The organism is Alkalihalophilus sp. As8PL (assembly GCF_040939795.1).
Taxonomy (GTDB): domain Bacteria; phylum Bacillota; class Bacilli; order Bacillales; family Bacillaceae_D; genus Alkalihalophilus; species Alkalihalophilus lindianensis.
Window position 1 is genome coordinate 1671257 of sequence record NZ_CP162551.1, and the last position, 18497, is coordinate 1689753.

The window sequence follows — 18497 nt, forward strand, 5'->3', positions numbered from 1 at the left end:
CACCTCCTTGTCCAATCTACTCTTATTATAACGGATAATGCTTCAAAAAATAAACCAATGCCTGTAATTCTACGGATAAGTCTATATGATGAACTCTAACTGAATCTGGAACTGATAACCTTGCCGGAGTAAAGTTCAAAATCCCTTTAATACCTGCATCTACAAGTCGATCAGCAATCTTTTGCGCTGCTTGAGAGGGCACTGTGAGGATGGCTACAGTAACTTCTGGATCTAAAATGTTCTCTAAATCGTCAAGATTGTAAATTTGTACTCCGCCTACTTCGGTGCCAATTTTTGAATCATCGACATCAAAAGCCATCTCGATTTGGGTATTGTTATTTTTTGAGAAGTTGTAATGGAGAAAAGCAGTCCCCAAGTTTCCCACCCCAACTAATATCACTTTTGTTAATTCATTCTGATCAAGTGTTTCTCTAAAGAAGGAAAGTAAATAATTTACATTGTAGCCATACCCTTTTTTACCAAGAGCTCCAAAGTACGAAAAGTCTCGACGAATCGTTGCTGAATCTACTTTCACTGCTTCACTTAGTTCAGTTGATGAAACACGCTGCTTGCCTGATGCATGTAGGTTCTCTAAAAAGCGGTAATAGAGTGGCAATCGTTTTGCTGTTGCTTGAGGAATTTTTGCTTGTTCTGGTTTCAATTAAAATTCCCTCCTCTCCTAGCGTCTCTGTTTAAACGATCTATGGTCCATAAGCACTGTATGAGTAGTTCTAATAAGTCATTCTTTTTCAAAATAAGACAAACATTAGTCTCATTGTACACCATTTACACTATAATGTAATCGTTTTACCTACTCGTCAATAAGTTGTTGATTAATCCTATATACGTTACACTTAACGAAGAAATCTATTGATATGTAAGGATTGAGGGATACCCCATGATTTTATTACAATGTGTAAACCTTTCAAAATCATTCGGTGCAGAACCGATTTTATCAAACATTAAACTAGAAGTACAAACTGGCGACCGTGTAGCACTAGTAGGCAGAAACGGAGCCGGAAAATCAACTCTCTTAAAGACAATTGCAGGTCAGCTCTCGTTCGATAGTGGGGATATTATCCGTCCTAAAGATGTTGAGATGGGTTATCTCGCACAGGATACAGGCCTGGAATCCGGCCTTTCTATTTGGGAAGAGATGCTCACCGTCTTTACCCCTCTTATGAAAATGGAAAAAAGACTTAGAGAAATGGAACAGAAAATGTCGGACCCAGATCTATTAAACAACGATACAAATTACAATAAATTATTAGCAGAATATGATCAGTTGCAGTTGGATTTTAAGGATAAGGGTGGCTATCAATACGAAGCCGATATTAGAAGTGTTCTTTCAGGGCTTCATTTTGATTCATTCGATTATAATACAAAGATCTCAACACTAAGTGGGGGACAAAAAACAAGGCTTGCTTTAGGGAAGCTCCTATTAACGAAACCAGACTTGCTTATTTTAGATGAACCTACCAACCATCTCGATATTGAAACGCTAACATGGCTTGAGCAATATCTTCAAGGTTATCCAGGGGCCATCCTTATTGTTTCTCATGACCGTTATTTTCTTGATAAGATTGTGACACAAGTTGTTGAAATTTCACGTACACATTCTAGAAAATATGTTGGTAATTACACTCACTATTTAGAAGAAAAAGCAAAGCGCTATGAGCTTGAGAAAAAGCAATATGAAAAACAGCAAGGTGAAGTCGCTAAATTAGAAGATTTCGTTCAGCGCAATATTGCTCGTGCGTCTACTACTAAAAGGGCGCAGAGTCGTCGTAAGCAACTTGAAAAAATGAATAGACTTGACCGACCTGAAGGAGATGAAAAATCCGCTTCCTTCTCTTTTCAAATTGAACGACAAAGCGGAAATGAAGTTTTACGTATTGACAATTTAGAAGTACAGTATGGCGAAGAGGCTATTTTCTCTAATCTTAAACTTGATTTGAATCGGGAGGAAAGTGTCGCCTTGATCGGTCCAAACGGCGCTGGTAAATCAACCATTTTAAAAGCCATTACGAAACAAATTCCTTATACAAATGGGACAATTCGATTTGGAAGCAACGTTGTGGTTGGCTATTATGACCAAGAACAAGCAAAGCTAAAATCGAATAAATTAGTCCTTCACGAATTATGGGATGATTATACATTGCTACCTGAAAAAGAAATCAGAACCGTTCTTGGTAACTTTCTCTTTTCAGGCGATGATGTTTTAAAGCCTGTATCAGCTTTAAGTGGAGGAGAGAAAGCTCGTCTTGCTTTAGCAAAATTAATGATGCAAAAAGCAAATTTACTGATACTAGATGAGCCAACAAACCATTTAGACCTTGATGCAAAAGAAGTGCTTGAAGCAGCTTTAATCAACTATCCCGGTACCCTTCTTTTCGTTTCACATGATCGCTATTTCCTAAATCGACTTGCTACAAGAGTATGTGAATTAGACAATGGACAAGTAACGGATTATTTAGGTGACTATGATTATTACCTAGAGAAAAAAGAAGAAAATCGTCAGAGGCTTTTGTTAAAAGAAAAAGAAGAACAAGGACATTCATCTTCACATGCTTCTGACCCTACTCAAGGAAAAACGGACAAACAATCTTTTGCACAGGATAAAGAAGCAAAACGTCAAGAGCGTCAACGCTTACGTCGTATTGAAGAAATCGAGACAAAGATTGAAGATCTCGAAACAAACCTTGCGACACAAGAGGAAGCACTATGTGATCCTGAGATTTACTCAGACCATGAACAAGCCCAATCGATTCAACAAGAAATAGATCACCACAAACGTTCAATTGAGCAGTTATTGGCAGAATGGGAAGAATTGCAATCAGAATAAGAAATCATAAAAAAAGATCAAAGGCATTCATTTAGTGAATGCCTTTGATCTTTTAATTTTTTTTACTGATCTCTTCTTCTTCATCTTGTGGTCTAGACTTACGATCAAGATTCCATTTGATAAACGCGTAGACAACAAAAATCCACAATACAGGATGAGTGATGCTTAAACCAACTTGAGATTCTCCACCAAAGTAGGTGAAAAGAGCAATTAAACCAATCACATAAAAAATAAAAAACAAATCATGCTCCCATATTGGTATTCCTTGTCTTCTTCTTTTATCACGTGGGATCATTACTTCAGCTGCCACAGCAAAACCAAAACCTACTAATAGTAAGAAAAAGGTTCCCCTACCTCCTAACCCACCGTTAACCAAATGAGGAAAGTAGTCCAGTAATAAACCAACGGCTAAGACGACGAGCACCCCTATACGTAGCATTCGTGCTCGTTTAATTTTTTTCTCCAATCTCATGCTCCCCTTTTTGCTTATGTTCCAATAACCAATAATAATGAATAGATACGACACAAAACATGGACGTTGCCGCAGCGACAACTCCAGAATCATTTAATAAAAGCAGAGCAATTGATGCAGTCACTCCCGTTTGGAGGATTAATGCATGGATCTGATACTTTTTTAATAGTATCTTTCTAAAAAGCATGACCATCACAACTACATAACTGGTCACAAATAATTGTGTCCAATTTGAATGCCTGAAGATCTTCCAATTCATCGTCAACTTCCGCTCCATTGTATTAAAAATGTAGGAGAAATCACCTTCAAGTAAACGATTAAACCCTGCCCCAATATGTGTTTTGTTTCCAGTTAATTGTAGCATATATAAAAAGAAAAACAGCAATAAGACTGAAATCACTCCGAGTAAAATCACGCGTACAAAAGAAAGCCTCAAATTCAATAGCCGGTAGAGGAAAAATGAGTAGGCGATTCCCGCAGATATGGTAGCCCCAGCATTGGTACCAAACTCACTGTATCCTAACAGTATAAGTTGGATAAGCATAACGAAACTCACAGATAAAACAATCCAACTTTTTTTCAAAGAATTTACACTGCTTAAAAATGCTAATCCAGCAATAATATATACTCCAGCATACTCATTTCCAATCCCATAATATCTTGCCCCAATAATAGGATCATAGCCAAGATAAGAGCGCTGCATGAAAGGTGTGCCTAGTACTAAATCCAAGGAAATGAAAAAAAATAGCAATCCTCCTATAATCGAAATCGAATAGGTTCCCATACGATTGACCAAATATCCACAAGCTAATGAAGTGATTAAAACAAAAAGAACAAATCCAGCAACCCCAGTGTGGATAAGTAGTTTTGCCCCTATCAAAAAAGGTAACGGCGAGCAAAGTGCAGATAGAATAATGACTTTTAATGCATTGCGCCCAAGAAATTGAGGATTTTTAAAAATCATTAACCCTCCTGCTGTTATTAACAACAATACAAGGGTCGTGATATATGTAGAAAGCACGTTTGCGCGTGTTTTGTATATAAATGTTAATTCGTTTACATGATCAAAGACAACTGCCTTATCAAGCTGTTCCTGTTCATTAATGATGATGTTATTACCGGGTAACTTAGATGGTACATCTAACCCGAAGTGAGAAAGGATTGATGGCACAATATCAATATTGCTCAGAAGAAATGATTGATTTGTCGTAACTGAATGGACATACCCACCTTTATCTTTGTGCCAAATATAAAGAGGGGCTAACTGTTGCTTATTATCATAGGCTTCTTTATTCATCATTGGCGAGAGTAGCCATATCTCTCCGTTATCTTTCTTCACAAGCCGTGCGATAAATGCTTCTAAGCGTTTTAATTGGTGCATTCTCTCTTTTTTAAAATGACTTTGATCCATCCACACTCTTTGTTCATACAAACGATAAAGATCTCCCCATTCAATGACAAGTAAACCATCTTTGTTGATGAACTGTTGATAAAGTAGTTCAGAGTCCATCTGCATCCCAAAAGCTGATTTTTGATTACTCTCAACCGATGATGCAATCGCACCATTTATTATTCCTTTTGAATCAATAGCTAGTAGCGACCCATATCTAACCTTCTGCTGGTTTGTATCACTGTGACCTAGTACAAACCTATTAATATTTGCCGCGTTTAATAAGTCCCCAAGGCTCCCTATTTGCGCTTGATGTGTTGACTGTTTATTTTTATCCACTAAACGGTGAAATAGTGGATGCACCAATCCATAAGAAGCAGAGACCCCATTTAACTGCATAAATAATTGATTGGCGGTTACATTCTGGTCGACCATTTCATCTATTTCATAACTGTTCCATTCTTGGATACCGGCCGCTCTCCCACCACTCCCCAAACTTACCATGTTATTTAAATAGGAGTACGGTCCATCTGGTTTAACGTTCACGGCACCTAAGGCAGCATTTTGCCAAAGCTGTTGATTCTCTCCATGCTCCCACAGTAGTTCAGCGTCATCAAAAGAAAGACTAGGTACAAGTATTACGGTTAACTTAGGGTCTGTGTGAGCTGATACTGGGATATGAACAAGGAGAACCATAACTAGTAATAACCAACTTACTCTCTTCCACATAACAATCAGCCTTTTCGTCTAATTTTCTGACATATCCACACTATTCACAGGTTTATACACAGGCAAAACCCCTATTAATAAAGGATTTAAATGTAAATCCACATTAATGCACAGGTTATCCACAAGTAAAGTTAATAACAGCTTGACCCTTAATACAACGTATCTTTTCTAAAGTTATCCCCTTTATCCACATATTTGTTAGTAAATCCTGTGGATAAAAATAGATATCGCTTACAAACAGAAAAAAACCACTTAATGGTAGCATTTGCTTCAGTAAGTGGTTTTAAACCTTAAATTTAAAAGCTATTGATTCTCTAAATCAAGCCCAGGATTTCCGTTCAAATCATATGTTGCAAACTTCTTTTGCTTAAACTTTATACTGGCAGCTGCTCCAATCATTGCAGCATTATCTGTGCATAAGTTTAATGGAGGAATTAATAATTCAACCTCAGATGGTTCAAACACTCGCTGCAGTTCAGATCTCAGCCCTTTATTAGCAGCAACTCCCCCTGCTAACAGCACTTGGGCAACCCCATACTGTTCTTGGGCTTTTTTTGTTTTGGTTACTAGGACCTCTATAACACTCTCTTGAAAGCTAGCAGCAAGATCTTCAGGTATAACTTCCTCACCACGCTGTTTCTTATTATGCAAGTTATTAATAACGGAAGATTTAAGACCGCTAAAGCTAAAATCAAAACTATCTTGCTCTAACCAAGCTCGAGGTAAATCATAGGTTGGCTTTCCTTCATGTGCCATCTTATCAATATGAGGTCCGCCAGGATAAGGTAAACCTAATGTCCGAGCTACTTTATCGTAAGCTTCTCCGACTGCATCGTCCCTTGTTTCACCGATAATTTCAAATGAACCGTCTTTCTCCATATAAACAAGCTCTGTATGTCCCCCCGATACAACCAATGTAAGAAGAGGAAATTGTAATTTGTGGACAAGTTGATTTGCATAAATATGGCCTGCTATATGATGCACTCCAATTAAAGGGAGGTCATGAGCAAACGCAATTGCTTTTGCAGCATTAACACCGATTAATAAAGCGCCCACTAATCCTGGTCCCTCTGTTACAGCTACAGCAGAGAGATCTTGAAACGCAACTTCTGCTTCCTTCATCGCTTCTTCAATAATGAGTGTTATTTGCTCCACATGATGTCTTGAAGCAATTTCAGGGACAACTCCCCCAAATCGCTTGTGGCTCTCGATCTGAGAAGAAACAATATTACTAAGGATCTCTTCCCCATTTTTTATGACAGCGGCAGACGTCTCATCACAGCTTGTTTCTATCGCTAAAATTAACTCATTGTTCTTCATTTATATTCACCCACATGACCATTGCGTCTTCTTGATTATCTGTATAGTAATTCTTACGGATTCCACCTGGTTGAAACCCCAGTTTTTTATATAATCCTTGAGCTACATTGTTACTAACTCTTACTTCTAATGATAGATGCCTAGCACCCATTTCTTTTGCGTATGCCATTGCATAGCTAAGCAGTTCCTCCCCACGCTTTTGTCCCCTAGCTGAGGTATGGATAGCTATATTTGTAATTTGAGCATCTTCCCCAATTACCCACAAGCCACAATAGCCAATGACCTCTCCTTCAACCTCACAGACAAAATAATGAGCAAACTTATTAGCATGTAATTCATTTATAAAAACAGAGGGTTTCCAGGGAGTAGGAAAGGCATCCTCTTCTACTTGGAAAACGGCTTCAATGTCCTCGATTGTCATTAAACGGATGATCGACTTTGCTTGCTCAATCATTTGACTCACGCACCTTTTGCTGCTCACTTTGCCACTTTGCTTCCGCTTCAGCTAGCCTTAGATAACGTGGCACAAAGGTGTGAACCGATTGTACTGCTTCTTTTTCATAACCTAAAGCAGCAAGTTCCCCACCTCGAGGTAAGCTCATCGCATGAGGCGCAAATACAGCCTGATCACCCAAGACTACACGTATCTCCTCGCTATGTAGGTCAAGGTCTTGTCCTACAAACAAGATTGGGCCACCTACTTCTTTTAATTGTTCAAGCCATTCTCCTAGCATTCTTAGGCGATCTTCATGTATTTCAACCATCCGATTGTGTTCACTTTTATAGAGAGAAGTGAACACTTGCCCTCGTCTCGCATCAACAATCGGTACGGTGTAGCCGTTAAAATAGCGTCCTGTTTGCACCATCAACTCTAAACTCGACACCCCAACAAGTGGGATATTTAAGGACCAAGCTAAGCTCTTGGCAGTTGTAACTGCAATACGAACACCAGTGTACGAGCCTGGGCCCTCCGCTACTACTATTCGTTCTAATTGGTTTGCTGATATCCCTACATCCTTCATTAATTGATCAATAGCTGGCATTAAGCGTAAAGAGTGGTTTTTTTTAATGTTGGTCATGACTTCACCAACGATTTTCTTCTCTGCTGAGATCGCTAAAGTCAAGACGTATGAAGATGTATCAATTGCTAATGTGTAGCCCATTGTGCTAACTCCTTACTTAGTTGTTCGTAACGATTACCTAGAGAGGTGAATTGAATTTCTCTAGTCGTCTCTCCCGTATGTTTTATGACAATGTCCAAACGATGCTTCGGTAGTTGTTCATGAATGATACTTGCCCATTCTATGACGGAGACACCTTCTCCTTCAAAATATTCCTCTAACCCAAGCTCTTCATCGCCTTCATTTAATCGATAGACATCCATATGATATAACGGGAGTCTACCCATATACTCTTTAATAATAGTAAATGTGGGGCTACTAACTACACGCTTTACTCCAAGACCTTTGGCTAGACCTTTCGTGAAGCTAGTCTTTCCAGCACCTAAATCGCCTTCTAGAGTTAAGACGTCTCCAGGCTGAACGATCTCTCCTAATTTCTTAGCTAACTCCGCTGTCTCCTCAGGAGTGCTTGTATTCATTGTCCATTTATTCATCTGATCACCTATTTAGAAAAATGATTATAGCCTTTTTTTAATAATTGAATTTGTTCATTGGCTCTTTTTAAATAAACAGAGCCTTCACCTTCATTCACTTCTCCAATACTAGTGAGCAAAATATCACTCTCACTGCACTTTTTCTTGAGTGCTTCAAAGTGTTCGGAAGCCACAGTCCCTATAAGCTGAAAATCCTCTCCACCATATAAAGCAAAATCAAGCTTTTTGCTATCTAATCCATCATTTAAAAAAGGATGGTAAGGGAGTTTATCTGGATCAATTGTAAGTTTTACCTGACTCGCTTCTGCTATTTCATTCGCTTCACTAGCCACTCCATCACTCACATCGTTTAATGAAAGACGAAAGTTTGATTGAGCTAAAATTCTTCCTGCTTCAATTTGTGGTTGCGGTTCTTGATGGGCTAAAGTAAGTTTTTCTTCTTCCTTAGAGAAATCGGCTTTTCTCCCATACTCAAGTAATAAAGCAAGCCCAGCAGCTGAACCTCCTACATAGCCTGTAAGAAAGACCGTATCTCCTATTTGTGCATTAGAACGAAGCAGTCTTCTTCTTGCTTCCACTCTTCCAATAACGGTCACTGTAATGACTAGACCTTCATTAGTTGAAACAGTATCTCCACCAATTAAATCAGTCTGATACTTATTTGCTAAATCATTCATACCTTTATAAACAGCTTCTAGTTCTTCCTCAGTCCATTGTGGAGATATTGCAATTGATACCAAAAAATAATGGGGAATGGCCCCCATTGCAGCTAAATCACTCAGATTAACTGCTAAGGCTTTTTTACCTATTTGATAAGGACTAAGCGTATTCTTGGTAAAATGAACACCCTCGACCATTGTATCCACACAAACAACCTCATCGTATTGTGTAGATCCACTATAGATGGCAGCGTCATCCCCAATTCCAACGTTCAAAGAAGGTTGATGAATCTGTTTTGGAGTGATGCTTGATATAAATGAAAACTCATCTTTCATTTTAACCCTCCTGAATACATCTCCTACAAAAAACCTTAGGATTGATGTTCCTAAGGTTATCTGTATTAGTTTAGCTGAAATGATAAGCGATGTGCAAGCTATTATAGACAAGCTAATCATTCGTTATAACAGAAAAAGCCGGAACATATTAGTTCCGACTTCTTCTTGGTATTGCGGGAGGAGGATTTGAACCTCCGACCTTCGGGTTATGAGCCCGACGAGCTACCAGACTGCTCCATCCCGCGACGCTATAATGTTAGTATAAACAAACAACCAGATCTTATTCAGAAAAAATTGTTTGCCTGGCAACGTCCTACTCTCACAGGGGGAAGCCCCCAACTACCATTGGCGCAAAAGAGCTTAACGACCGTGTTCGGCATGGGAACGGGTGTGACCTCTTTGCTATCGCCACCAGACTTTGTTTGTCTCTCTAAGACATATATAAATATACCACACCAAAAAACACATTGCAAGTGCTTTTTATTTCTTTTTTAAACATTCTTTTATTGCACTATAGTTTGGCCCTCCATTATTCTATATAAAATATCTTTTATGTATGTTACTACCTATAGGAGGAACCTATGAAAATGAGAATGTATGAGGCGCTTCGTATTATGACCCTTTCACCTATTGCCTTACTATTAACCATCTTATTTCTGCCTATTCTCCTAGCCACAGATAATATCCCGCTACTGCAGCAAATGTTTGACTATCTAAACCAAACCAAACACCTTTAAAGGTGTTTGGTTTGGGCCTTTTCAATAGCTTGAGTAAAAGCTTCAATAATATCAAGCTCGTCTTCAATACCGACTGAAATTCGTACAAGCTGTTTGCCAATCCCTAAATCAACTCGAAGATGATCTGGAATCGTTCGATGAGATGTACGCAATGGGTAAGAAACAGTTGTTTCTACTCCAGCTAATGTTGGAGCAATTTTAACCCAGCTTAACTCCTTAAAAAAGGTTTCAATATTAACCTCATCTGCTAAATCAATACTAACCATGGCCCCATTTCCTCTTTCTGAGACACTCTTTGGATAATAGACCTTACTTACTCCTAAATATTCACTTAGCTTATGAGCAAGCTTTGCTGCATTCTCACATTGTCTTTGCATTCGTAAACTTAATGTTTTCATTCCTCTGCAACCAAGCCACGCCTCAAATGGTGTTAAATTGCAACCTAATGTGACAACTTTAGATTTAGCTTTTTTAATAAGCTCTTCTTTACCCACTAATACACCTGCATTTACATCACTATGTCCCCCAATATATTTTGTTGCACTATGTACAATCAGATCCGCACCTTGTTCTGTAGGTTTTAGTAAATAAGGTGTAGCAAAGGTGTTATCAATCATAGAATAGATGTGATGTTTCTTAGCAAGGGCAATTACGCCATATAGATCTTCAACTCTAAGCAAAGGATTTGTAATTGACTCTGTATAAATAAGTACTGTTTTTTCTGAAATAGCAGCTTCTACTTTTTTCAAATCAGTAAAGGACACAAAGCTTACCTCTATCCCCATATTGGGTAGTTCTTGTTCAAATAACTGATAAGTACCTCCATACAAATCTTCAGACGCTATTACATGGTTACCTTCCTTAGCCACAGCTAAAATTCCTGCTAGGATTGCAGACATTCCAGATGAAGTAGCAACGCCGTCTTCCGCTCCCTCTAGAAGAGCTACACCAATTCCCAGATCATCGGTATTTGGATTACTGTACCTTGAATATAGATAACTTTTTTCGCCTTCATAAAAGCTTTCCATATCATCAAGATCTGTAAACGTAAATGCTGTAGTTTGATAGATAGGCTTAGCTTTACTTACATGATAAGCCGCCTCTTTTTTTTGGAAATGCACTGTTTGTGTGTTAAATTGTTTTTCACGCATAATCTCCAACTCCTCTTTCTCTAGGTCAATACTCTCTTTATCTAGTAATAACTTTAACACATTATCGCATCATAAACCTTCAAATAGTATGAATAATTCGATTTTATCCTTCGGACCAGTAAGCTCTATTGCGCCTTTATACTCTTTATACATCAAAAAAACCATTCCAATAAGGAATGGTTTTAGGTGCCTGGCAACGTCCTACTCTCACAGGGGGAAGCCCCCAACTACCATCGGCGCAAAAGAGCTTAACGACCGTGTTCGGCATGGGAACGGGTGTGACCTCTTTGCTATCGCCACCAGACTATGATTTACTTCAGATGATCTTCACATTTCTTCGTCAGCTTCCTTGTTCATGTCCTCACGTATGCTTGATACGCTCCGGGCATTCACTTCGTTGCTTTCTCGAACTGTTCGATCCTCTTTGTAAATGTTTGAGAGTGGTTCTCTCAAAACTAGATAATGTGTAAACATGTGTCAAGAATAATTTGGATAAGTCCTCGACCGATTAGTATCTGTCAGCTCCACGTGTCGCCACGCTTCCACACCAGACCTATCAACCTCATCATCTCTAAGGGGTCTTACTGGATTAACTCCATGGGAAATCTCATCTTGAGGGGGGCTTCATGCTTAGATGCTTTCAGCACTTATCCCGTCCACACGTAGCTACCCAGCGATGCTCCTGGCGGAACAACTGGTACACCAGCGGTGTGTCCATCCCGGTCCTCTCGTACTAAGGACAGCTCCTCTCAAATTTCCTACGCCCGCGACGGATAGGGACCGAACTGTCTCACGACGTTCTGAACCCAGCTCGCGTACCGCTTTAATGGGCGAACAGCCCAACCCTTGGGACCTACTTCAGCCCCAGGATGCGATGAGCCGACATCGAGGTGCCAAACCTCCCCGTCGATGTGGACTCTTGGGGGAGATAAGCCTGTTATCCCCAGGGTAGCTTTTATCCGTTGAGCGATGGCCCTTCCATGCGGAACCACCGGATCACTAAGCCCGACTTTCGTCCCTGCTCGACTTGTAGGTCTCGCAGTCAAGCTCCCTTATGCCTTTGCACTCTTCGAATGATTTCCAACCATTCTGAGGGAACCTTTGGGCGCCTCCGTTACTGTTTAGGAGGCGACCGCCCCAGTCAAACTGCCCACCTGACACTGTCCCTGAACCGGATCACGGTTCGAGGTTAGAATGTCAGCACAGTCAGGGTAGTATCCCACCGACGCCTCCATCGAAGCTGGCGCTCCGACTTCCAAGGCTCCTACCTATCCTGTACAAACTGTACCAACATCCAATATCAAGCTACAGTAAAGCTCCATGGGGTCTTTCCGTCCTGTCGCGGGTAACCTGCATCTTCACAGGTACTATAATTTCACCGGGTCTCTCGTTGAGACAGTATCCAAGTCGTTACACCATTCGTGCGGGTCGGAACTTACCCGACAAGGAATTTCGCTACCTTAGGACCGTTATAGTTACGGCCGCCGTTTACTGGGGCTTCAATTCAGAGCTTCTCCCGTAAGGGATAACCCCTCCTCTTAACCTTCCAGCACCGGGCAGGTGTCAGCCCCTATACTTCGCCTTGCGGCTTCGCAGAGACCTGTGTTTTTGCTAAACAGTCGCTTGGATCTTTTCACTGCGGCTCTCTCGGGCATACACCCTAATAGAGCACCCCTTCTCCCGAAGTTACGGGGTCATTTTGCCGAGTTCCTTAACGAGAGTTCTCCCGAGCGTCTTAGAATTCTCTTCTCGCCTACCTGTGTCGGTTTGCGGTACGGGCACCTCTCACCTCGCTAGAGGCTTTTCTTGGCAGTGTAGGATCAGGAACTTCGGTACTAAATTTCCCTCGCCATCACAACTCAGCCTTCACGAGAAGCGGATTTACCTACTTCTCAGCCTAATTGCTTGGACGCACATATCCATCAGTGCGCTTACCCTACCTTTCTGCGTCCCCCCATTACTCAAACGGTGAGGAGGTGGTACAGGAATTTCAACCTGTTGTCCATCGCCTACGCTTTTCAGCCTCGGCTTAGGTCCCGACTTACCCTGAGCGGACGAGCCTTCCTCAGGAAACCTTGGGCTTTCGACGGAGGGGATTCTCACCCCTCTTTTCGCTACTCATACCGGCATTCTCACTTCTAAGCGCTCCACCAGTCCTCTCGGTCTGACTTCGCAGCACTTAGAACGCTCCCCTACCACTGACACCTAAGGTGTCAATCCATAGCTTCGGTGATACGTTTAGCCCCGGTACATTTTCGGCGCAGAGTCACTCGACCAGTGAGCTATTACGCACTCTTTAAATGGTGGCTGCTTCTAAGCCAACATCCTGGTTGTCTGGGCAACTCCACATCCTTTTCCACTTAACGTATACTTTGGGACCTTAGCTGATGGTCTGGGCTGTTTCCCTCTTGACTACGGATCTTAGCACTCGCAGTCTGACTCCCGAGTAAAAGTTTTTGGCATTCGGAGTTTGACTGAATTCGGTAATCCTGTGGGGACCCCTAGTCCAATCAGTGCTCTACCTCCAAAACTCTCAACCTCGAGGCTAGCCCTAAAGCTATTTCGGGGAGAACCAGCTATTTCCGAGTTCGATTGGCATTTCACCCCTACCCACACCTCATCCCCGCATTTTTCAACATGCGTGGGTTCGGGCCTCCATTCAGTGTTACCTGAACTTCACCCTGGACATGGGTAGATCACACGGTTTCGGGTCTACGACGGCGTACTCATGCGCCCTATTCAGACTCGCTTTCGCTACGGCTCCGCCTTATCAGCTTAACCTTGCACGACATCGTAACTCGCCGGTTCATTCTACAAAAGGCACGCTGTCACCCATTAACGGGCTCCAACTAGTTGTAGGCACACGGTTTCAGGATCTGTTTCACTCCCCTTCCGGGGTGCTTTTCACCTTTCCCTCACGGTACTGGTTCACTATCGGTCACTAGGGAGTATTTAGCCTTGGGAGATGGTCCTCCCGGATTCCGACGGGGTTTCACGTGTCCCGCCGTACTCAGGATCCACTCTGGAGGAAATAGAATTTCGACTACAGGGCTGTTACCTTGTCTCGCGGATCTTTCCAGATCGCTTCGCCTATCCTATTTCTTTGTAACTCCGTATAGAGTGTCCTACAACCCCAAGAGGCAAGCCTCTTGGTTTGGGCTGTTACCGTTTCGCTCGCCGCTACTCAGGTAATCGCATTTGCTTTCTCTTCCTCTGGGTACTTAGATGTTTCAGTTCCCCAGGTCTGCCTCCTCATGCCCTATGTATTCAGGCATGGGTACTATTCCATTACGAATAGTGGGTTCCCCCATTCGGATATCCTCGGATCAAAGCTCACTTACAGCTCCCCGAGGCGTTTCGCCGTTCGTCGCGTCCTTCTTCGGCTCCTAGTGCCAAGGCATTCACCGTGCGCCCTTTCTAACTTAACCAACATTTAAAAAAGGTTGTTGAATTCTTGACATGCTCGTTCAATCTTCTCTATTTAAAGAGTCCGATGAACATTTCATGTTTACATTTCATTATCTAGTTTTCAAAGAACCATTGGTGGAGCCTAGCGGGATCGAACCGCTGACCTCCTGCGTGCAAGGCAGGCGCTCTCCCAGCTGAGCTAAGGCCCCACTAAAATATATATGGTGGGCCTGAGTGGACTCGAACCACCGACCTCACGCTTATCAGGCGTGCGCTCTAACCAGCTGAGCTACAGGCCCCTATCTAAAAAAAAGATAGAGTATAGAGAGTATGTTCTCTCAAAACTGAACAAAAGATCCAAAGCGTATATGATCGTAAGATCATACATCGACTAGAGTTAAATACTCCATAGAAAGGAGGTGATCCAGCCGCACCTTCCGATACGGCTACCTTGTTACGACTTCACCCCAATCATCTGTCCCACCTTAGGCGGCTGGCTCCAAAAGGTTACCTCACCGACTTCGGGTGTTACAAACTCTCGTGGTGTGACGGGCGGTGTGTACAAGGCCCGGGAACGTATTCACCGCGGCATGCTGATCCGCGATTACTAGCAATTCCGGCTTCATGTAGGCGAGTTGCAGCCTACAATCCGAACTGAGAATGGCTTTATGGGATTCGCTCAACCTCGCGGTTTTGCAGCCCTTTGTACCATCCATTGTAGCACGTGTGTAGCCCAGGTCATAAGGGGCATGATGATTTGACGTCGTCCCCACCTTCCTCCGGTTTGTCACCGGCAGTCACCTTAGAGTGCCCAACTGAATGCTGGCAACTAAGATCAAGGGTTGCGCTCGTTGCGGGACTTAACCCAACATCTCACGACACGAGCTGACGACAACCATGCACCACCTGTCACTTTGTCCCCCGAAGGGGAAAGCCCTATCTCTAGGGTTGTCAAAGGATGTCAAGACCTGGTAAGGTTCTTCGCGTTGCTTCGAATTAAACCACATGCTCCACTGCTTGTGCGGGCCCCCGTCAATTCCTTTGAGTTTCAACCTTGCGGTCGTACTCCCCAGGCGGAGTGCTTAATGTGTTAACTTCGGCACTAAGGGCATCGAAACCCCTAACACCTAGCACTCATCGTTTACGGCGTGGACTACCAGGGTATCTAATCCTGTTTGCTCCCCACGCTTTCGCGCCTCAGCGTCAGTTACAGACCAGAGAGTCGCCTTCGCCACTGGTGTTCCTCCACATATCTACGCATTTCACCGCTACACGTGGAATTCCACTCTCCTCTTCTGTACTCAAGTCTCCCAGTTTCCAATGACCCTCCACGGTTGAGCCGTGGGCTTTCACATCAGACTTAAAAGACCGCCTGCGCGCGCTTTACGCCCAATAATTCCGGACAACGCTTGCCACCTACGTATTACCGCGGCTGCTGGCACGTAGTTAGCCGTGGCTTTCTGGTTAGGTACCGTCAAGGTGCCGCCCTATTCGAACGGCACTTGTTCTTCCCTAACAACAGAGCTTTACGATCCGAAAACCTTCATCACTCACGCGGCGTTGCTCCGTCAGACTTTCGTCCATTGCGGAAGATTCCCTACTGCTGCCTCCCGTAGGAGTCTGGGCCGTGTCTCAGTCCCAGTGTGGCCGATCACCCTCTCAGGTCGGCTACGCATCGTCGCCTTGGTAAGCCATTACCTTACCAACTAGCTAATGCGCCGCGGGCCCATCTGTAAGTGATAGCAAGAAGCCATCTTTTACCGTCCCTCCATGAGGAGGAACGGGTTATCAGGTATTAGCCCCGGTTTCCCGGAGTTATCCCAGTCTTACAGGTAGGTTGCCCACGTGTTACTCACCCGTCCGCCGCTAACATCAGGGAGCAAGCTCCCATCAGTCCGCTCGACTTGCATGTATTAGGCACGCCGCCAGCGTTCGTCCTGAGCCAGGATCAAACTCTCCATAAAAGTGTTTGATTAAGCTCACTTACATAAGATACGCTAGCATCTTGTTTTAAAAATTGACGAGATATCATGTATCTCTATTTCGCTTGGCTTTTGTTCAGTTTTCAAAGAACTTTTTCGTTCGTCGCTCGTTGGCGACTTAACTATCTTATCAGCCCTTCAACAAAGCGTCAAGTAGTTTTTTGAAATTATTTTGGTGGGCCTGAGTGGACTCGAACCACCGACCTCACGCTTATCAGGCGTGCGCTCTAACCAGCTGAGCTACAGGCCCTAAAAAAGGCAATAAAAAAAGCACGTCCCACCAAATATTTTGTTGGAGCGGGCGATGGGAATCGAACCCACATCATCAGCTTGGAAGGCTGAGGTTTTACCACTAAACTACGCCCGCATATTTAAGAATAAGATGGTCGGGAAGACAGGATTTGAACCTGCGACCCCCTGGTCCCAAACCAGGTGCTCTACCAAGCTGAGCCACTTCCCGATAAAATAAGTTATTAATGGTGCGCCCTGAGAGATTCGAACTCCCGACCTTTTGATTCGTAGTCAAACACTCTATCCAGCTGAGCTAAGGGCGCCAATTGGTGCGGTTGAGAGGACTCGAACCTCCACGGGGTCAACCCCCACTAGGCCCTCAACCTAGCGCGTCTGCCATTCCGCCACAACCGCTAAATGTATGATGTTCGCATCTGCACCTTTTAAAAGAAAAGTGCGGGTGAGAGGACTCGAACCTCCACGTCACAAGACACTAGATCCTAAGTCTAGCGCGTCTGCCAATTCCGCCACACCCGCGTATAAAATTAAAGTAATAATGGCGGTCCGGACGGGACTCGAACCCGCGACCTCCTGCGTGACAGGCAGGCATTCTAACCAACTGAACTACCGGACCATATGGTGGAGGATGACGGGCTCGAACCGCCGACCCCCTGCTTGTAAGGCAGGTGCTCTCCCAGCTGAGCTAATCCTCCATATGTTTGGTGACCCGTACGGGATTCGAACCCGTGTTACCGCCGTGAAAGGGCGGTGTCTTAACCGCTTGACCAACGGGCCACAATGATAAAAAATTTACTGGCGGAGAAGGAGGGATTTGAACCCTCGCGCCGCTCGCGCGACCTACACCCTTAGCAGGGGCGCCCCTTCAGCCACTTGGGTACTTCTCCGTGGCTCCACAGGTAGGACTCGAACCTACGACCGATCGGTTAACAGCCGATTGCTCTACCACTGAGCTACTGTGGAATAATTCGTTACTGACTTTATGTATTATAATGAAAGTCATGTAGCTTGTCAACATTTTTATTGAAGTGTTGACTAAATTGTTTGTGCCGCTTAGCGACTTCTATAATATATCACAGCTTATTTAAGTTAATCAATACTTTTTTATAATTTTTTTCTTAATTTCCCTTTGCATTTCCCACACACATATTTAACAGTATTAATTCTTCTTTTTCTCTTATAAATAAGATTGCACTCTTTGCACTCATATACATGATTGAATCCCTCCTGCCTCCTCATCCCAGGAATTTCCCTGCAATAACGAGATCCCCCTACACGATGTAATAACTCTTTAAATTCTTGATCTCGATGCATATACCCTCTGCCTTCAAGATGTAAATGATAATGGCACAGCTCATGTTTAATAATCGCAACCAATTCCTCAAGTCCGTGAGCTTGAAACTGCTTTGGATTCAATTCAATATCATGTGACCTTAATAAATACCTTCCACCAGTGGTCCGTAGCCTGGGGTTGAATCTAGCCTCATGCAAAAAAGGCTTATTGAAACTTTTTAATGATATGTTTTCAACTAGTCTTTGTAGCTCACTTTGATCCACACAATCACTCCTGTAACAATAAAATACACTCAACATTGACAAACTCT

At 43.0% G+C, this 18497-nt stretch carries 12 protein-coding genes, 14 tRNA genes and 4 rRNA genes; 2 read left to right on the plus strand and 28 right to left on the minus strand.

From position 1 onward, the window contains the following. Window positions 1-25: 25 nt before the first annotated feature. Window positions 26-661, minus strand: coding sequence for a redox-sensing transcriptional repressor Rex (locus AB3N04_RS09900; protein WP_047972964.1), 636 nt, complete (start codon window positions 659-661; stop codon window positions 26-28). 237 nt (window positions 662-898) lie between these two features. Between AB3N04_RS09900 and AB3N04_RS09905 the strand changes: the two genes are divergently transcribed. Next, complete coding sequence (locus AB3N04_RS09905) at window positions 899-2845, plus strand: ABC-F family ATP-binding cassette domain-containing protein (RefSeq protein ID WP_368505862.1); 1947 nt, start codon at window positions 899-901, stop codon at window positions 2843-2845. Between the two features lie 52 nt (window positions 2846-2897). On the opposite strand, the gene AB3N04_RS09910 is transcribed toward AB3N04_RS09905, so the two are convergent. The 9 genes from AB3N04_RS09910 to rrf (AB3N04_RS09950) form a co-directional block, all read right to left on the minus strand. Then, window positions 2898-3311 carry a hypothetical protein gene (locus tag AB3N04_RS09910; protein ID WP_317123792.1) on the minus strand — a complete coding sequence of 138 codons (414 nt, stop codon included), beginning with the start codon at window positions 3309-3311 and terminating at the stop codon, window positions 2898-2900. Then, window positions 3295-5436, minus strand: coding sequence for a hypothetical protein (locus AB3N04_RS09915; protein ID WP_368505863.1), 2142 nt, complete (start codon window positions 5434-5436; stop codon window positions 3295-3297). The genes AB3N04_RS09910 and AB3N04_RS09915 overlap by 17 nt, the downstream gene beginning before the upstream one ends. A gap of 303 nt (window positions 5437-5739) precedes the next feature. Then, complete coding sequence (gene tsaD, locus AB3N04_RS09920) at window positions 5740-6756, minus strand: tRNA (adenosine(37)-N6)-threonylcarbamoyltransferase complex transferase subunit TsaD (RefSeq protein WP_368505865.1); 1017 nt, start codon at window positions 6754-6756, stop codon at window positions 5740-5742. Continuing rightward, window positions 6743-7210, minus strand: a complete 468-nt coding sequence (gene rimI, locus AB3N04_RS09925; RefSeq protein WP_368505866.1) for a ribosomal protein S18-alanine N-acetyltransferase — start codon at window positions 7208-7210, stop codon at window positions 6743-6745. The genes tsaD and rimI overlap by 14 nt, the downstream gene beginning before the upstream one ends. Continuing rightward, a complete protein-coding gene (gene tsaB, locus AB3N04_RS09930) occupies window positions 7203-7919 on the minus strand; it encodes a tRNA (adenosine(37)-N6)-threonylcarbamoyltransferase complex dimerization subunit type 1 TsaB (protein ID WP_368505867.1) in 717 nt (238 codons plus the stop codon). The genes rimI and tsaB overlap by 8 nt, the downstream gene beginning before the upstream one ends. After that, the gene (tsaE, locus tag AB3N04_RS09935) at window positions 7904-8371 is read right to left on the minus strand and encodes a tRNA (adenosine(37)-N6)-threonylcarbamoyltransferase complex ATPase subunit type 1 TsaE (RefSeq protein WP_368505868.1); all 468 of its coding nucleotides are present in this window, start codon (window positions 8369-8371) and stop codon (window positions 7904-7906) included. The genes tsaB and tsaE overlap by 16 nt, the downstream gene beginning before the upstream one ends. Before the next feature lie 8 nt (window positions 8372-8379). Continuing rightward, a complete protein-coding gene (gene thiL / locus AB3N04_RS09940) occupies window positions 8380-9366 on the minus strand; it encodes a thiamine-phosphate kinase (protein WP_368505869.1) in 987 nt (328 codons plus the stop codon). Window positions 9367-9537: 171 nt separating this feature from the next. Then, a tRNA-Met gene (locus AB3N04_RS09945) sits at window positions 9538-9611 on the minus strand. Between the two features lie 55 nt (window positions 9612-9666). Further along, a 5S ribosomal RNA gene (gene rrf / locus AB3N04_RS09950) occupies window positions 9667-9782 on the minus strand. Window positions 9783-9947: 165 nt separating this feature from the next. Between rrf (AB3N04_RS09950) and AB3N04_RS09955 the strand changes: the two genes are divergently transcribed. Continuing rightward, window positions 9948-10103 carry a hypothetical protein gene (locus AB3N04_RS09955; protein ID WP_368505870.1) on the plus strand — a complete coding sequence of 52 codons (156 nt, stop codon included), beginning with the start codon at window positions 9948-9950 and terminating at the stop codon, window positions 10101-10103. Here AB3N04_RS09955 and AB3N04_RS09960 read toward each other — a convergent pair. The 18 genes from AB3N04_RS09960 to AB3N04_RS10045 form a co-directional block, all read right to left on the minus strand. Further along, a complete protein-coding gene (locus AB3N04_RS09960; protein ID WP_368505871.1) occupies window positions 10100-11254 on the minus strand; it encodes a PLP-dependent aspartate aminotransferase family protein in 1155 nt (384 codons plus the stop codon). The two genes, AB3N04_RS09955 and AB3N04_RS09960, sit on opposite strands and share 4 nt — an antisense overlap. A 188-nt stretch (window positions 11255-11442) precedes the next feature. Further along, window positions 11443-11558: ribosomal RNA gene (gene rrf, locus AB3N04_RS09965) — 5S ribosomal RNA — on the minus strand. A gap of 184 nt (window positions 11559-11742) precedes the next feature. Further along, window positions 11743-14682, minus strand: a 23S ribosomal RNA gene (locus AB3N04_RS09970). A 113-nt stretch (window positions 14683-14795) separates the two neighbouring features. After that, window positions 14796-14871, minus strand: a tRNA-Ala gene (locus AB3N04_RS09975). A 13-nt stretch (window positions 14872-14884) separates the two neighbouring features. After that, window positions 14885-14961, minus strand: a tRNA-Ile gene (locus tag AB3N04_RS09980). Between the two features lie 113 nt (window positions 14962-15074). After that, window positions 15075-16626, minus strand: a 16S ribosomal RNA gene (locus tag AB3N04_RS09985). The 16S, 23S and 5S rRNA genes sit together here with 14 tRNA genes alongside, the layout of an rRNA operon. A gap of 191 nt (window positions 16627-16817) precedes the next feature. Beyond that, window positions 16818-16894 (minus strand) — tRNA-Ile (locus AB3N04_RS09990). 43 nt (window positions 16895-16937) lie between these two features. Next, window positions 16938-17011 (minus strand) — tRNA-Gly (locus AB3N04_RS09995). Between the two features lie 16 nt (window positions 17012-17027). Continuing rightward, a tRNA-Pro gene (locus AB3N04_RS10000) sits at window positions 17028-17104 on the minus strand. 17 nt (window positions 17105-17121) lie between these two features. Next, a tRNA-Arg gene (locus tag AB3N04_RS10005) sits at window positions 17122-17198 on the minus strand. Between the two features lie 4 nt (window positions 17199-17202). Next, a tRNA-Leu gene (locus AB3N04_RS10010) sits at window positions 17203-17289 on the minus strand. A 41-nt stretch (window positions 17290-17330) separates the two neighbouring features. Beyond that, a tRNA-Leu gene (locus AB3N04_RS10015) sits at window positions 17331-17412 on the minus strand. A 20-nt stretch (window positions 17413-17432) separates the two neighbouring features. Continuing rightward, a tRNA-Asp gene (locus AB3N04_RS10020) sits at window positions 17433-17509 on the minus strand. A 3-nt stretch (window positions 17510-17512) separates the two neighbouring features. Continuing rightward, window positions 17513-17588 (minus strand) — tRNA-Val (locus tag AB3N04_RS10025). Window positions 17589-17595: 7 nt separating this feature from the next. Further along, window positions 17596-17670, minus strand: a tRNA-Glu gene (locus AB3N04_RS10030). A 19-nt stretch (window positions 17671-17689) separates the two neighbouring features. Further along, window positions 17690-17780, minus strand: a tRNA-Ser gene (locus AB3N04_RS10035). A gap of 1 nt (window position 17781) precedes the next feature. After that, window positions 17782-17856: transfer RNA gene (locus AB3N04_RS10040), tRNA-Asn, on the minus strand. Between the two features lie 141 nt (window positions 17857-17997). Further along, window positions 17998-18450, minus strand: a complete 453-nt coding sequence (locus AB3N04_RS10045; RefSeq protein WP_368505872.1) for a SprT family protein — start codon at window positions 18448-18450, stop codon at window positions 17998-18000. Window positions 18451-18497 lie beyond the last annotated feature (47 nt).